This window comes from Vreelandella populi (assembly GCF_003989825.1).
GTDB classification, from domain to species: Bacteria; Pseudomonadota; Gammaproteobacteria; order Pseudomonadales; family Halomonadaceae; genus Vreelandella; species Vreelandella populi.
Genome location: NZ_RZHE01000004.1, coordinates 165176 through 180071 on the forward strand (window position 1 = coordinate 165176; position 14896 = coordinate 180071).

Sequence of the window (14896 nt, forward strand, 5' to 3'; positions counted from 1 at the left end):
ATGACAGCAATATCCAAGCAGCCCTTAGGGGCTGCTTATTCAGCAACTCAAGCGATAAGTCAAACCCCGAAACGTAAAAACCTCATTGCGGTATTCGCCTTAGCGCCAGCACTAGCCGTATTTTTTGCTTTTTGGCTGCTGCCGTTTTCTCGCTTGATTCTCATGGGCGCTGAAGCCGACCGTAGCAGTGGTATCAGTGCTTATCTCACCATTCTTACCCACCGCCAATACTTAATTAGCCTTGTCACCACCGTCACCATCTCCATTACCGTCTCACTAGCCGCTGTGGGTATCGCAGGTATTGCCGGTTTCTTTTTGGCGCGTCACCGTTTTATAGGTAAGTCAACGCTGGTCGCGATTCTCACCTTTCCACTTGCCTTTCCAGGCGTGGTAGTGGGCTTTTTAGTGATTATGTTGGGCGGTCGTCAGGGTGCTCTGGCTCAATTGAGCCTGTGGTTATTCGATGAGCGCTGGATGTTCGCCTATTCTCTTGCCGGGCTCTTTATCGGCTATCTCTATTTTTCCATTCCACGCGTCATCACCACGGTAATGGCGGCTTGTGAAAATTTAGACCGAAGTCTTGAAGAGGCTGCCCGTTCATTGGGCGCAAACTCGTGGCAAGTCACTAAAGATGTCATCGTGCCGGGTATTGCGCCCGCCCTACTTTCGACCGGCGCTATCTGCTTTGCGACCAGCATGGGAGCATTTGGTACCGCTTTTACGCTCGGCACGCGGCTGAGCATTTTACCCCTCAACATCTACGGCGAATTTACCAACTACGCCAACTTCGCCATGGCAGCCGCCCTGTCGGTGGTACTTGGGCTGATCACCTGGGTCGCATTAAGCCTGGCCCGCAAGCTGGCGGGCGGCAATGTAGGAGCCCCCGTATGAATCCACGTATTCGATTTGCCCTGCAACTTAGCTTCACTCTGCTGGTTTGTCTTTTCATGATTATTCCCATAGCCATGTCGGTAATGGCCGGGCTTACCGAGAACTACTTTGTCGGCCTTAAAAGTGGTTTGACGCTGCGCTGGGTAATCGAGGTATGGCAGCTTTACTCCGATACTATCTGGCTCTCTATCAAGCTAGCCCTAGCCTGCCTGGTGATTACAATACTGATTGGTGTGCCTGCAGCTTATGGCTTGCTACGCAGCCGCCGTCGCTGGGCCAATGCGATTGAGGAATTGCTCCTGTTGCCGGTGGCCGTGCCAGGCCTTGCCACCGCCCTCGCTTTACTACTTGCCTACGGTAGCTATCGGGAGTTTCGCGGGAGCTGGCTATTCATTCTGGTGGGTCATGTACTTTTCACCCTGCCATTTATGGTGCGCGCCGTGCTTTCCGTCATGCAAACCGCGCGCCTCCCGCTGCTTGAAGAAGCGGCAGCAAGCTTAGGGGCCAATTTTCGGCAGCGCTTTTTTACGGTGGTGGTTCCCAACTGCCTTAGCGGCATTTTGGCGGGCGCGCTGATGGTCGTCACCCTATCGATTGGTGAGTTCAACATTACCTGGATGCTGCATACCCCGCTGACCAAAACCCTTCCGGTAGGACTAGCCGATAGCTATGCCTCCATGCGCCTTGAAGTGGGTTCGGCCTACACCCTGATCTTTCTAGTAATGATTGTGCCGCTGCTGGTGGCAATTCAATGGGCTGGGCGGCTTTCCAGCCCACGCCGCTAACCACCCAGAACGTCTCACTCGACCCCGACGCCAAGAGATAATCCCGAGACCGATATGAGCTCATCTGTCAGCATCACCCTTACCCAATGCAGCCGCACTTTTTCAGGTGGTCACACGGCCCTGCAACCGCTAGATCTCCACGTTAACGCAGGGGAAACCTTGGTATTACTTGGGCCGTCTGGATGTGGCAAAACCACTACCCTGCGCATCATCAGCGGCCTTGAAAGCCCGGATCGAGGCGGGCGCGTCCAATTTGGCGAACAGGATGTGACTGCCCTACCTATTGAAAAGCGCGATGTCGGAATGGTGTTTCAGAACTACGCCCTGTTTCCCAATATGAGTGTTGCCGACAACATCGCCTACGGTTTGAAAATACAGCGCTTGCCCCGTTCTGAGACTGAACAGAGGCTTGCCGAGGTCATGCGCATGGTGGATCTGGAAGGCTTTGGCGAGCGGCGTATTGATGCCCTGTCAGGTGGGCAAAAACAGCGCGTTGCCCTGGCACGCGCCATCGCCGTTCGCCCCAAAGTGCTGCTGTTTGATGAACCGCTTGCAGCCCTGGATGCCAAGTTGCGCGACCGGCTACGCCTGGAAATCGGTCAGTTACTGCGCGAGCTGGGCACAACCGCAGTTTATGTAACTCATGATCAAGACGAGGCAATGGCCTTAGGTGACCGTATTGCGGTGATGCAGGCCGGGCGCATTGCGCAATTAGGCACACCCCAAGAGATATACCACCAGCCCGCCAACGCGTTTGTGGCCGATTTTATCGGCGCGGTGAATCGCTTAGAAGTCATCGGTAAGGGTGCTAATGGTCAACTTACGGTACAAGGCGGTGAGTTGACCGCACCTCATCTACAAGAGGCACAAAGTGTTTACTGTCGCCCGGAAGATATCGAAGTCGTCGCATTACCTAACGCCCAGGTGAAAGGCCGCATTCTACAAAGTATTTTTCTAGGTCAGTCGCAGCAGTTAATGGTCGATACAGGTGGCGCTACGCCGCTACAGGTTAAAGCTTCATCGCGCCAGCACTGGCCCATCGGCACTGCTATTGGCTTGGCGCTGCCGCCTCAAGCGCTTTTTCATCCAGAGTCAAGCCATTCAGAACTAGCCGCCGCAAGCGCCAAGGAGCAGGCCAATGGGTAAATCCTGCCTGATCGCTCAAATCAGTGATCCGCATATCAAGGCTGGTGGGCGCCTTTCCTATCGTAAAGTGGATACTGCCAGCGCTCTGAGCCAAGCCATCCAAACGCTGAATCAGCTGACGCCACGCCCCGACCTAGTATTAATTAGCGGTGATCTGGTCGATTTTGGCCACCCGGATGAGTACGCAACGTTCAAACAGATCCTGGCGGATCTAACGCTGCCGGTTTACCTGATTCCCGGTAATCATGATGACCGCCATCATTTACGTGCGGCTTTTCCCGAGCATGACTATCTCTTTCAAGACTCTCACTATTTACAGTGGGTAATTGATGACTACCCAGTACGCCTAGTGGGGCTCGACTCCTCCGTGCCGGGAAAACCTTACGGTGAGCTAAGTGAGGCAAGCCTGCGCTGGCTGGATGCAACCCTGGCAGAGCAGCCACAAACACCGACTCTGGTCATGCTACATCATCATCCGTTTATCAGCGGTATTGATCATATGGATCGCCAGCCTCTTAAGCAGACCCGTGAGCTGGCTGATGTAACTAGCAAGCATGCTCAGATAGAGCGTGTACTGTGTGGGCATGTGCACCGCACTATTCAGGCTCGTTTTGGAAACACACTAGCCATCAGTTGCCCTGGGGTTTCTCACTACGTCAGCCTGGATCTAACGCCCGACGGTCCTTCCCGTTTCCAATTAGAGCCGCCGGGGTATTTGTTACACCAATGGTCAGCAGAAGCGGGCATGGTGACGCACCAAGGGTTTATCAAACAATACCCCGGCCCTTATCCGTTTTACGACGCTAATGGCCTAATTGACTAACGCAGCCTCATACACGGCCAAATCCTTGGCGGAAAAGCAGCAGAACGTAACCGTATCAACAGTAGAGCCCTGTTTCAGCGCCTCACTTACCGCTGAGACGGCAATCCGTGCAGCCTCTTCGATAGGATAACGGTATACGCCCGTGCTTATGCTTGGAAACGCCACCGAGCGCGCGCCAACCGATTCAGCTAGTGCCAAGGAGCGCTGATAGCACGATGCCAGTAACTCAGCTTCACCGCGTGCTCCGCCATGCCATACCGGGCCAACGGTATGAATGACGTAGCGTGCCGGTAGTTTAAAGCCCTCGGTTAGCTTGGCATCCCCTGTGGGGCACCCACCTAGCGCCCGGCACGCTTTAAGCAGTTCAGGCCCTGCCGCACGGTGGATGGCGCCATCTACCCCTCCACCGCCCAATAGCGACGTATTGGCAGCGTTGACAATGGCATCAACATCCAGGGTAGTAATATCAGCTTGAATCGCGGTGATGTTCATATACAAACCTCCTTGAGTAGCTAGTACGCGGTTAACAGCTCGGTTTCGGGCTCAGGTGCCTGCATCTGGGCGATCTCCCACGCTTGCACCATCTGCTTTTTAGGCAAGCCCCAGCGGTAACCACCTAACGCGCCGCTTTGTTGAATAACCCGGTGGCAAGGAATCCACAGCGCAATGGGGTTAGCACCCACTGCATTCCCCACGGCTCGCGACGATTTAGGCATGCCCAATGCCTGGGCAATATGCGTATAGCTTGCCAGCTGGCCTTCAGGAATGGTGAGTAGCGCCCGCCATACGGCAATCTGGAAATTAGTACCGGTCACGTGAAGCGATAATGTACTGGGCTTGGCTTTAGACTTTGCAAATAGCGCTTCAACCACATACGCCGTCACCTCAGGGCGATGATTAAGCGTGCTTCGCGGCCACTCTTTGGCAAGTCGCGCCAGCAGTTCATCGGCGCTCGTGGCATCCACAAAGCCCATACGGCAAATGCCGCGCGGCGTTACCGCTACCAGCACGCTACCTAGAGGCGTCGCATGCACGCCGTACTCTATATGTACGCCTTCCCCATGGCGCTTATGCTCGCCAGGGGTCACCGCTTCCAGCTGCACAAAGTGATCGTAAAGCCGCGAGCCACCGCTCAACCCAAGCTCGTGAGCCACATCAAGTAACGCGCGGGGTTTTTTTAATAGCTGCTTCCCTCGCTCCAAGGTCAGGGCCTGTAAAAAGCGCTTGGGCGAGATACCGGCATAGCGGCAGAATAGACGCTGAAAATGGTAGGCACTTAAGTGGACATGAGCGGCGACCTCCTCCAGGCTGGGCTGCAGTACGGCTCGTTCCACCATATAAGCCATCGCCTTTTCGATACGCGCGTAATCATCCATCGCCGGCTCCTTTGATTGATATCCAAGCACTCTTATCCAAGCACTCTGTAGCGTAAGCGCTTCATGCCAGATTGCCGACCCGAATCTTGCGCACCTCAATTTTATGCAATACGCCACCCCAACGTCATCTCACACTCCTCCTACTGTTTTGGAGGATCACCATGAGCGTTTCACTATTACTACCCATGTCAGCCTTTGCCCTTGCAGCGTCTATTTCTCCTGGGCCGGTGAACCTAGTGTGCCTAAGTAGCGGTACCCACTACCCTATCGCAAAAGGATTAATCTTTGTCACCGGTGCCACACTGGGGTTTATAGCGTTGTTTCTAGGGGTTGGCGCAGGGCTTTACTCTTTGCTTACCACAGTACCACTGCTAGAAGTGTTGCTCCGCTGGGCAGGGGTGGCGTTTCTGCTTTATTTAAGTATCAAGCTAGCAATGGATGATGGCAAACTACCAGAACAGGCATCAGCAAAAGCACCGGGGTTTATGACGGGTGCTTTAATGCAGTGGCTAAACCCCAAAGCGTGGCTTGCCTCAGCTTCAGGGATTGGAGCTTATACAAGCGGCAATGACCTAACACAGATAGCGATGTTCGCGGCGCTCTATCTGCCTATCTGTTGGTTATCATTGGCCAGTTGGGTATATGCAGGTGCGTCTTTAAGACGCTATATGCAGAATCCTCGGTTCTTGATGACCGTTAACCGAGCTTTAGCCGCGCTACTGGCTGCTAGTTGCGTGCTCTTAGTGCTCGACTAGCGTTTGCCGATACTGATTCGGCGTGGCCGCCACTAGCCGCTTGAAAGTTCTTTGAAAATGCGGCTGATCGTTAAAACCTGCGTTGAGTGCCGCTTCTACAATGGGCTTTCCCTGTTTAAGCTCTTGCTGCCCTAGCTGTATACGCCGGTTAATCAGGTAAGCATGAGGCGTTAAACCATAGTGCTGCTTGAAAGCACGAATCAAGTGTCCAGCACTATACCCTGAGAAGTCGCATATTTTATCAAGCGACAGTTCGCAAGCGGCATTCACATTCATATACTCAGCCACTGCCCGTAATTCTTCAGGCGCTTTATGTTGTGATTGATCATGCGTTTGATCTAGCGCATGCATCACCTCAAGCAGGTAATCGACAAGGGCTGCCTGCTTTTCACAAATACGCCGCTGGCTATTTAGCAAGCAGTCAGCCATTGCCAAGTAACGATCAAAAAGCCGTGGTTTAGATATCACCGCCGTTTTGATATCTAGCCACTCGGGAAATGCCAACAAACCTGCCCGATAACGCAAATCAGTCAGCCACTGCGTATCCACATACAGCATCAGGTAAGCCCAGGGCTCGTTCTGAATAGGATTACACGCATGCACCCAATGAGGGTTCATTAAAACCAGATCGCCCGCGCTGATGGCATAGGCCGCATCACGGTACTGAAACGTACTTCTACCAGCGGTTACCGCCCCCAACGACCAGTGCTCATGGCTATGTAGCGCATAACAAACCTGGCGGGCATCATTAATCTTGCGCAACTCCACATAGGGCATCTGTGGGTCACGCCAAAATAGCGGAGAGCATAAAGACGGCATACGCAATTACTCTAACGGTAAAAATGGTACTGGAAGTAACCACGCGATCAAATCTTCCCAACTGATCACCAGCTAGACAATAGTAGGCCACTGAACCACTATAAGTAACCGCTTTATACGGATATTAAACAACGCCATTTCAGTCAGGAGGACAACATGGCCAACCGAACACCTGTGCATGATCATCGGGATGCTATTACCCTGTTTGCACGTATGGGTTATGCGGCACGCGGCGTTGTCTATCTTCTGGTCGGCGGCCTTGCCGCACTTGCCGCATTGGGTGAAGGGGGCCAGACCGAAGGCAGCCGTGGCGCTCTGGAAAGCGTTTTAACCGCACCTTTTGGCAAGATACTGTTGGCAATCATTGCTTTGGGTCTTATTGGCTACGCGATGTGGCGCACCATCCAGGCGGTCAAGGATGCTGATCATCACGGCACTGATGCAAAAGGCCTCGCCATTCGGGCAGGCCTAATGGTCAGTGCCGTCACTCATATACTGCTGGCCTTCTACGCCGCCAGTCTGATCTTTCGCTTGGGTGGCTCTTCTGGTGATTCGGGTGGATCTGAAGGCATCGTCAGCTGGCTTTTGCAACAGCCTCTTGGGCGCTGGTTGGTCGGTGCGGTAGGCCTAGCCATTATCGGTGCAGGGATTGCCCATGGTATAAAAGGCCTGAAAACCAAATTTGATAAAAACTTCGATATGCCGGTACATATTCAGCGCTGGGCCTATCCGGTGTGCCGCTTTGGGCTCACCATACGCGGCCTGGTATTCGTGATTGTGGGCAGCTTCTTTCTTATTGCCGCCTATCAGATAAGCCCTAGCGAAGCAGGCGGTACAGAAGAGGTATTCAGTACGCTGCGAAGCCAGGCCTATGGCCAGTGGCTGTTGGCATTTGTTGCTATTGGGTTATTCGCGTTTGGCGCCTATAGTGTATTAGCTGCTATTTATCGCCGTATTAACCCAGCGATGTAGACCTCGCCCATGGCCATTGCATCAAAACGTATGAAGGCGTGGATTGAACGCATAAACGGTTCAAAGAACATGCTATGGCTACTGGGCGTTCTTTCGTTTTTGGAAACCATCATCCTGCCCATTCCTCTTGAGCTGATGATGATTCCCCTGATGGCCAGCAACCGATCGCGTATCTGGTACATGGCGGCGGTTACCACCGCGGGCTGCCTTGTCGCGTCGCTGGTCGGCTACGGGGTAGGCATGCTGCTATTCCAAACGATAGGCACTTGGTTTATTGATTTCACGGGTATACAGGATAGCTTCCAGGCCTTCCAAACCTTTTTTAACCAATACGGTTTTGCCTCCATATTGGCTATCGGCATTTTGCCGATCCCCTTTCAGATAGCAATGATTACCGCGGGACTTTCAGGCTACCCGATTCTGTTGTTCGCCTTGGCCGCTCTGATTGCTCGCGGCCTGCGCTATTTCGGCCTAGCTTGGCTTGTCTACCGCTTTGGTCACGACGTACTCGTTCTCTGGAAACGCCATGCGCTGATCACAAGCCTTGTAGGCGGCGTGGCGGTACTATTGCTAGTGCTTGGGCTGCAGCTTTTATCCGGACTGGTGATATAGGCAGCCCTAAAACCCGTAATTCCGCTCCACTTTGGCAATCCGGGTTTTAAAGTGCTTATACCACTGCCGATGCCCCAATCGCTGGGCTTCTTTATGCTCAGCATGCGCCTTCCACGCTTTGATCGAGTCAAGATCCGCCCAATAGGAAACGGTAACACCCACCTCATTTCGAGCCGATTCCACACCTAGAAATCCTGACTGCTGGGCAGCCAGTTCAACCATGCGTACCGCCATCTCATCATAGCCATCTTCGATATCCGTACGCACAGAGGTAAAAATCACCGCGTAGTAAGGCGGTTCAGGAGTGTTGGCAATATTGGGCATGGGCTTAATACGCTATTAAAATTAACATGTTATAAAAAATACTTTCCATCGTAATCAATATCAAACTGCCAACAGTATTATAAATAAAACGCCCTCATTTAAGAGGGCGTTTTAGCAGCAACTGTTAGATAAGTACCGTTAGTATCTGAATGCACATAATGATCATGCATAAGATCCCCACACCATAGGAAATCGTTCGCCAAGGCTGAAGCGCGTTCAGATAACACAGCGTGTGGCAGTAGCGCGAAGCGGTAAATAACATAAAGAGCCACATGGCGAGCCCTGAAGAGGCGCCCACCAGAACGTAAGCAACGCCCAGTCCCAGAAAAATGGGGATATTCTCCAGATCATTCGACCAGGCTTTGCTGGCCTTTTGCACCTGCGGCAACTCCTCTTGCGCAGGCGACTTGCCCGCCATCGCCGCATCCTCCGGCGTTTTAAAGGTCATTTTCGTGATGCGATGAAAGCCCTGATATAAAGACGTGGCAAACATCTTCGCAAACAGCAGCACCGTCGCCAGCGCATACCAATAAACGGCCTCATCCATAATGCCTCCGGTAAGATTTAGTCCTAGTTAACACATGATTGCGTAGTGAGAGCTTCACTGCTCAAGCATAGCCACTTTCCGAGTCTATGTGTTTGCTGTTTAATACAGGTCATGCGATGAAGCCCGTTCATCAACGAAGCAGGTTGCCACCATGGCCAACTTTATCCTGCCCGGTAACGCCGCTTATTTGAATTTTCAGCAGCGCTTACCCGCCCCAAGCCTTCGCCCGTGGGTACAATGTCTTTGGTCGATGGGCGGGCAAAGCCCCCTTGCGCCTCCCATCGTAGAAAAGCTTTACCCAGATGCAGGCGCCAGCCTCACCATCAAGCTGGCCAGCGCTCGCCCGATCATTACGCTCTGCTTTAACAAGCACACCCTGCTTGAGACGTTTGATCCTTCCATCACCCGCCTGGGTATTCGGTTCAAGCCGGCCAGTGTTTATAGCCTGCTTGGCCTGGTCCCGGAGCAGTTGATCGATGCGCACTTAAGCCTGGGCGATGATATAAAACCTTTCTGGATGAGTAGTTTGACACCAGTGTCGAACGCTTTCATTCGCTCGACACTCGGCAGGCACTCGACCTGCTGGAAACATGGCTGCTGAATTTAATGGAAAGCCGGGCCCCTGCCCAAAGCCGCACCCCAAGGGTCGTTCAAGCCATCCATCAGCTCCAGCTCCCGCCCAAGCAGTTAGCCGCCCATCTAGGGTTTACACCACGTACCCTCGAGCGCAGGTTGAAACGTGAAGTAGGCGTCTCGCCAGGCGCGCTGGTGGCGTATGCGCGCCTTGAACGAGCGCGCCAGTGCCTGCTTGAAACCAATCTGCCTCTATCGGAAATAGCCTTGCACTGCGGCTATTACGATCAGGCACATTTTACGCACTCTTTTCAAAGCCTGACCTATGAAACGCCGGCCATTTACCGCAAGCGAAAATTGTCGCAAATTTACAAGGCGTAGCGCGCGCACCTTTATAAGCTGAGGCCTTCATCAATCAACGAGGTCACCGTCATGTCTCAGCGTATTGCTCAACAAGCCGTCTACAAGATGATGCCACGCCTTGCCAAGCATTTAGTGCCCTTGGGCGAAGTGATGCCCGACAGTGCGGTAACGCCCACCATCATTCACCTGGTCAAATTACGCGTCTCCCAGATCAACCAGTGCTGCTTTTGCCAGCATATGCATACCCAAGAGGCCAGAAACGATGGCGAGCATCAGGTAAGGTTGGACGTACTGCCCGCCTGGCGGGAAGCCCCCTGCTTCAACCAGCAGGAACGCGCCGCCCTGGAGTGGGCCGAAGCCCTTACGTTAATCAGCCAACAGACGATTAGCGACAGCGCCTATCAGAATGCTCTGGCCGCGTTTGGCGAACAGGACCTTCTTGAACTGACCACGGTGATTCTGGCCATTAATAGTTGGAACCGGGTCGCGGTGAGTATACAGTTTGTGCCCGATATCTCGCTATAAACCGAAAAAGGCATCGCAAGCCAGTGGTACGGGCTGCGATGCCTTGATTAAGCGCTCGGCTTCTCAAAGCCAACCCACTCGTTTACTATGCGCCACCCTCAATCCTCAAGCTCCCAGGCCGCCATGTCCTTTAACGCCCTCTATACCGATCTTTCCGGCTATTACGATTTAATGTGCGAGGACATCGACTACCCGGCGCAAAGTAACGCGGTTCGCAGGCTTCACCAAATTTTCGGTAACGGCGGCAATGCTCACCTTGATCTCGCCTGCGGCACCGGCCCCCACGTTCGTCATTTTATTGATCATGGCTACTTGAGTAGCGGCTTGGATATCAACCAGCCCATGCTGGATATCGCCGCCATGCGCTGCCCGGAAGCCCAGTTTACGTGCCAGGATATGGGTAGTTTTAACGTAAGCGACCCGCAGGATCTAATTACCTGTTTTCTGTATTCAATTCACTACAGCGACGGGATTGAAAAGCTCAAGGCGTGTATTGCTAGCGCACACGGTGCTTTAAAGCGTGGCGGAGTTTTCTGCTTTAACGCGGTCGATAAAGACAAAATCGATAACGATCTGTTTGTGAAACACACCGCGAGAAAAGCTGACGATGTATTCACGTTTCGCTCGGGGTGGTATTACAGCGGCAGCGGAGAAAAGCAGGCTCTCAAACTCAGCATCGAAAAAACCAACGCGCGCGATACCCAGATATGGAACGACGAACATCCCATGGTAGCGGTTAGTTTTCCTGAGTTAATTACCCTTCTTGAGCGCTATTTCGAGGTTCATGTATTCGAGCATAACTTTGAAGCCATTACGCCCTGGAACAATACCTCGGGGAATGCCATTTTTGTTTGCGTGAAGATTTAACCCTTCGCGGCGCCTGCATATAGCTATTCAGTAGCGTTACTGGACTCAGTTACTGGACATAGTAGCCGCTTACTTTCCAAACGCCTTCTTCAAAGTGTGGCGTAATGGTCTCGGTAATGTTGGGCTTATTTGAAAACCGCGTTTGATAGGTGAATTCCCGGTAATCGTTTTTAGGCGCGCCGGGCATCGAGGTTTCATTGATAACCCGTGTGCGGCGCCGAGATTCCACCGTTCCGAAATCACGACGTGCCGCGCTAATGGTCCGTTCCAGCATGTTGGGTGAAAGCGGGCGTTGCAGCAGAGGTGAGGCTTTTTCCCACGCCAGTTCATATTCGCCGCTATCAATTGCTTCAAGCCATGCCAGTACTGCTGCTTCTGCCGCATCGGTATTCGCCTGGGCATAGGGCGCTAGCAGTAACAAGGTTGTGATGAAACAGGTTAACGTTTTGGGCATGGATAACTCTTGGCGGTGATAAGAAAGTTGATGGACTTAAGTAATTATCGGAACCAGGAGCAATTTCTTTAGAAGTAAATTATTACAACCAGACAAGGCCGCTATACGGTTTTGATTTTAGAGCCTCTAAACGGCTTTCCAGCCCGCCCACGTGAATTTCCAGCTTATGGCCATCAGGGTCCAGTATGTACACCGAGCGCCCTTCGCTTTTATTCACTTTCCACTGTGGCACGCCTGCGTCTATCAAACGCATACAACAGGCATCAAAATCCGAAGCCGCAATATCGAAGGCAAAGTGGGTGTAGTCATTTTTTGGACATGGCTCATCGCATGAGAGGCACAGCCATAAATCGCCAGCCGACAGGTAAGCGCCACTTTCCCATTTCACATAGCCTTTCAGCCCTAGTACTTGAGTGTAAAAGTGCAGTGAGCGCTCTAAATCGCTGACGGCCAGGGTAATATGGTTCAGTCCAGTAATCATCGATATCTCTTTTATCACTCAACCATGAACCAGCTTTGGGGTGGGCTATTCAGGTACAACATGGGTAGCGTTAAAGCCAGTACCCACGTTGCATTAATGGCCCGGCAAGACAGATAGCAAACTCCCCTGCCCTATCGGCTACTGCTGCAGTTCTATAAGTTCAGGATGCTGAACCTGTGCCGCCGTTCGCATCTGGGCGTTGCTGGTGCTGAAGACCCATTAGGAAATTGCGAAGCACCTGGTCTTTACACTCACGATAATTTTTATGACTGGGTTTGCGGAAAAACGCGCTTAACTCATGCTGACTGATAATAAAGCCTGCCTGCTCGAAAATACCTAAAATATCGTCAGCTTTTAAATTCAGGGCAATGCGCAGCTTCTGGAAGACCATATTATTATTCAAATTGCTTTCAGGCGCGGGCTGCTCGCCGTCGCGTTTGCCACGTTTGTAACTGATAAACCCATTAAGAAACGCAGCCAGTTCCTTATCCCTCATTTTGAGGAAGCCTTCATCTTCTTCCTTTTTCAGCCACCCAGATACCTGCTCAGCGGTCGCCTCAAACTCTGCCAACGAAAAAATTTTCAATACGGCATTATCTTTTAAATCAAAGCAATAGCGTATGCGGCGCAGAATATCATTATTGGTCAAAATACAGCTCCTAGTCTTAGGGAAACCCAACACGGTCAATGGTTACATCTATCATGGATATTTCCATGTTTATCACACAGCTGACTAATCAGCCGTCAGCTGTTCAAGCAGCTCATCAATTTCTGCCTTAAGCTCTTTGTCTTCAATCTTGTTAGCACTTATTTGCGCATTTTGAAGACTTTGAATGGCCGCGTCCGTCTGACCCAGTTCAACCTGCATGGTGGCCATGGAAAAACCGATGGACGACAGGTGATCTTTCGAATTGGCCGCCTCAGCCTTTTTCAGGGCTTTTTCATAGATCGCCAAGGCGTCTTCCAATTCCTCGGTAAAGTCCGCCAGCGTTTCCCACTGTTCCGGGTGATCTTTGTCGGTATTCTCGTGCTCGATACAAATAGCCCTCAGCTCTGCATAAAGTGCTTCGAATGTCTCTCGATCATCTTTTGCAGCCGCTTTCATTAGCTTTTCAGCCAACTCATAAACAGACTTATAAATTTTGGTATTAATCACGGTAACTACCTTGAACAGTAAAATGTGAATCGACTTATAAACGTTACGACGATAAATGGGGGCGAGGCCAGCCGTCGATAATTATCAGCGCGCGCCATTATACCCCTGAAGCATAGGCTCAGGCGTTAGAACCGACAAAGCAACAAAATCAAAAGGCGGACACGAGTTTAGGTTAAGCCTACCGACCGCCCGCAACATCAATAAACGAACCCGTCACATAGGAGGCTTCATCAGAGAGTAGCCACACAATGGCTTGGGCCACTTCTTCCGGCGTGCCACCACGCTTTAAAGGAATTTGTGGCGCTAGCCGCTCAACCCGCCTCGGCTCACCGCCATCAGCGTGCATATCGGTGTGAATAAAGCCCGGTCGCACACTGTTGACACGGATGTTTCTGGCAGCAAGCTCAATGGATAAACCCTTGGTCATCGAATCCATTGCCCCTTTGGAGGCGGCGTAGTCGATGTACTCAAACGGCGAGCCGGTACGCGCCGCAGCGGAAGAAACGTTGACGATAGCGCCCGCCCCCTCGGCCTGGTGGATAAACGCCTTCGAACATAAAAAAGCACTCATCACGTTAGCGTTCAGCACCTTCTGAAAACGCTCAGGACTGATATCGGCAAGCGCGGATTGGGTAAACAGGATACCCGCGTTATTGACCAGATGCGTTACACGGCCCAGCCGCTGCTGCGCCGCTTCAAACAGTGCCTGTACCTCATCTTCCGCCGAGACATCTGCCTGGAAAGTCATGGCACTGCCGCCTGCCTCAGTAATACGTGCCGCCACCGACTCCGCTGCTGGTTGGTTTTTCACGTAATTAATACAAACGGCGTATCCTTTGGCAGCTAGTAGTAGCGAGGTTGCCGCGCCGATACCGCGTCCACCGCCGGTTATGATAGCGACCTTGTTCATCAAAACTCTCCTGTACGCTAACCAATCTCTAAATGGCTGGCAGCGCTTGCAACAACAACGTCATCATATTGCTAAACGACCGAACGATGGTGAAACAAACAATCGTCTATCGGTAATATCATTGATCCCGCATGCCCGCTGTGAGTATCCAGTACCACCAGGCCCTAATCTCGACCTGGATTTACGCCAGATCTCGAGCAACCATTAACACTTCGTCAGCGGAATATAGATTTGAAATCCTTGCCACGACCTCAGCACCGAGCGTGTTTCTATACAATTTTTGGGCATGATTATCGGCTCTTGTGCTTACTAAAACGCTCTTGAGTACGGAATTTTTCAAAGCGAGCTGTTTTTTAACCAACGGCAAAGAATCGATGATCAATTGTCGACCAACGCCGTTACCCTGGAAATCAGGCATAACTGCTAGCTGCTCAAGCTCCAAGACAGCTTCTGGACGAAACCCACTTTTTTGCGCCAAACGATGTATCCGTAGATATTTTCACCACTTGAAGCAACA

22 protein-coding genes are annotated in these 14896 nt (G+C 52.0%); 11 read left to right on the forward strand and 11 right to left on the reverse strand.

Annotated features, from left to right (window positions below; all coding sequences use genetic code 11):
* The 4 genes from ELY25_RS03855 to ELY25_RS03870 are packed head-to-tail and all read left to right on the forward strand — an operon-like array spanning position 1 to position 3645.
* Entirely contained in the window at positions 1-891 is an 891-nt protein-coding gene (locus ELY25_RS03855; RefSeq protein ID WP_126949971.1) for an ABC transporter permease, read from the forward strand.
* Positions 888-1676: an ABC transporter permease gene (locus ELY25_RS03860; protein ID WP_126949972.1), complete on the forward strand. Its 789-nt coding sequence runs from the start codon at positions 888-890 to the stop codon at positions 1674-1676. The genes ELY25_RS03855 and ELY25_RS03860 overlap by 4 nt, the downstream gene beginning before the upstream one ends.
* Positions 1677-1730: 54 nt before the next feature.
* Positions 1731-2822, forward strand: a complete 1092-nt coding sequence (locus tag ELY25_RS03865) for an ABC transporter ATP-binding protein (RefSeq protein WP_126949973.1) — start codon at positions 1731-1733, stop codon at positions 2820-2822.
* Entirely contained in the window at positions 2815-3645 is an 831-nt protein-coding gene (locus ELY25_RS03870) for a phosphodiesterase (RefSeq protein ID WP_126949974.1), read from the forward strand. Before ELY25_RS03865 ends, ELY25_RS03870 begins: the two co-directional genes overlap by 8 nt.
* On the opposite strand, the gene ELY25_RS03875 is transcribed toward ELY25_RS03870, so the two are convergent.
* Positions 3634-4137 (reverse strand): O-acetyl-ADP-ribose deacetylase, encoded by a 504-nt coding sequence (locus ELY25_RS03875; protein WP_185856079.1) that lies wholly within the window; start codon positions 4135-4137, stop codon positions 3634-3636. The genes ELY25_RS03870 and ELY25_RS03875 overlap by 12 nt on opposite strands.
* 20 nt (positions 4138-4157) lie before the next feature.
* Positions 4158-5021 (reverse strand): bifunctional transcriptional activator/DNA repair enzyme AdaA, encoded by an 864-nt coding sequence (locus ELY25_RS03880; RefSeq protein WP_126949976.1) that lies wholly within the window; start codon positions 5019-5021, stop codon positions 4158-4160.
* 161 nt (positions 5022-5182) lie between these two features.
* Between ELY25_RS03880 and ELY25_RS03885 the strand changes: the two genes are divergently transcribed.
* Positions 5183-5776, forward strand: a complete 594-nt coding sequence (locus tag ELY25_RS03885; RefSeq protein ID WP_126949977.1) for a LysE family translocator — start codon at positions 5183-5185, stop codon at positions 5774-5776.
* Here ELY25_RS03885 and ELY25_RS03890 read toward each other — a convergent pair.
* On the reverse strand, positions 5762-6595 hold the full coding sequence (locus ELY25_RS03890) for a helix-turn-helix transcriptional regulator (protein WP_126949978.1): 834 nt from the start codon (positions 6593-6595) through the stop codon (positions 5762-5764). The two genes, ELY25_RS03885 and ELY25_RS03890, sit on opposite strands and share 15 nt — an antisense overlap.
* A 156-nt stretch (positions 6596-6751) precedes the next feature.
* Between ELY25_RS03890 and ELY25_RS03895 the strand changes: the two genes are divergently transcribed.
* Both ELY25_RS03895 and ELY25_RS03900 read left to right on the forward strand, forming a co-directional pair.
* Entirely contained in the window at positions 6752-7567 is an 816-nt protein-coding gene (locus ELY25_RS03895; RefSeq protein ID WP_126949979.1) for a DUF1206 domain-containing protein, read from the forward strand.
* Positions 7568-7576: 9 nt separating this feature from the next.
* A complete protein-coding gene (locus ELY25_RS03900) occupies positions 7577-8179 on the forward strand; it encodes a YqaA family protein (protein WP_126949980.1) in 603 nt (200 codons plus the stop codon).
* A 6-nt stretch (positions 8180-8185) separates the two neighbouring features.
* On the opposite strand, the gene ELY25_RS03905 is transcribed toward ELY25_RS03900, so the two are convergent.
* Together ELY25_RS03905 and ELY25_RS03910 are read right to left on the reverse strand one after the other, a co-directional pair.
* Complete coding sequence (locus ELY25_RS03905; protein WP_126949981.1) at positions 8186-8503, reverse strand: antibiotic biosynthesis monooxygenase family protein; 318 nt, start codon at positions 8501-8503, stop codon at positions 8186-8188.
* A 124-nt stretch (positions 8504-8627) separates the two neighbouring features.
* Positions 8628-9050 (reverse strand): MAPEG family protein, encoded by a 423-nt coding sequence (locus ELY25_RS03910; protein ID WP_126949982.1) that lies wholly within the window; start codon positions 9048-9050, stop codon positions 8628-8630.
* Between the two features lie 151 nt (positions 9051-9201).
* Between ELY25_RS03910 and ELY25_RS17965 the strand changes: the two genes are divergently transcribed.
* From ELY25_RS17965 to ELY25_RS03925, 4 genes are all read left to right on the forward strand, one after another.
* Positions 9202-9651 carry a DUF6597 domain-containing transcriptional factor gene (locus tag ELY25_RS17965; protein ID WP_236995638.1) on the forward strand — a complete coding sequence of 150 codons (450 nt, stop codon included), beginning with the start codon at positions 9202-9204 and terminating at the stop codon, positions 9649-9651.
* Positions 9652-9656: 5 nt separating this feature from the next.
* Complete coding sequence (locus ELY25_RS17970) at positions 9657-10004, forward strand: helix-turn-helix domain-containing protein (protein ID WP_236995639.1); 348 nt, start codon at positions 9657-9659, stop codon at positions 10002-10004.
* 51 nt (positions 10005-10055) lie between these two features.
* Positions 10056-10511, forward strand: coding sequence for a carboxymuconolactone decarboxylase family protein (locus ELY25_RS03920; protein WP_126949983.1), 456 nt, complete (start codon positions 10056-10058; stop codon positions 10509-10511).
* Positions 10512-10634: 123 nt separating this feature from the next.
* On the forward strand, positions 10635-11378 hold the full coding sequence (locus ELY25_RS03925) for a class I SAM-dependent DNA methyltransferase (protein ID WP_126949984.1): 744 nt from the start codon (positions 10635-10637) through the stop codon (positions 11376-11378).
* A 49-nt stretch (positions 11379-11427) separates the two neighbouring features.
* Here the strand turns inward: ELY25_RS03925 and ELY25_RS03930 are convergent, their stop codons facing one another.
* The 6 genes from ELY25_RS03930 to ELY25_RS03955 all read right to left on the reverse strand — a co-directional run bounded on the left by ELY25_RS03930 (position 11428) and on the right by ELY25_RS03955 (position 14857).
* The gene (locus tag ELY25_RS03930; RefSeq protein WP_126949985.1) at positions 11428-11832 is read right to left on the reverse strand and encodes a DUF4019 domain-containing protein; all 405 of its coding nucleotides are present in this window, start codon (positions 11830-11832) and stop codon (positions 11428-11430) included.
* Between the two features lie 82 nt (positions 11833-11914).
* The gene (gene fos / locus ELY25_RS03935; protein WP_126949986.1) at positions 11915-12313 is read right to left on the reverse strand and encodes a fosfomycin resistance glutathione transferase; all 399 of its coding nucleotides are present in this window, start codon (positions 12311-12313) and stop codon (positions 11915-11917) included.
* 160 nt (positions 12314-12473) lie between these two features.
* On the reverse strand, positions 12474-12962 hold the full coding sequence (locus tag ELY25_RS03940) for a YehS family protein (RefSeq protein WP_126949987.1): 489 nt from the start codon (positions 12960-12962) through the stop codon (positions 12474-12476).
* 84 nt (positions 12963-13046) lie between these two features.
* Positions 13047-13469 carry a tetratricopeptide repeat protein gene (locus ELY25_RS03945; RefSeq protein ID WP_126949988.1) on the reverse strand — a complete coding sequence of 141 codons (423 nt, stop codon included), beginning with the start codon at positions 13467-13469 and terminating at the stop codon, positions 13047-13049.
* Positions 13470-13647: 178 nt separating this feature from the next.
* Entirely contained in the window at positions 13648-14379 is a 732-nt protein-coding gene (locus ELY25_RS03950) for a glucose 1-dehydrogenase (RefSeq protein WP_126949989.1), read from the reverse strand.
* Positions 14380-14560: 181 nt separating this feature from the next.
* On the reverse strand, positions 14561-14857 hold the full coding sequence (locus ELY25_RS03955) for a GNAT family N-acetyltransferase (protein WP_221885487.1): 297 nt from the start codon (positions 14855-14857) through the stop codon (positions 14561-14563).
* Between the last annotated feature and the right edge of the window lie 39 nt (positions 14858-14896).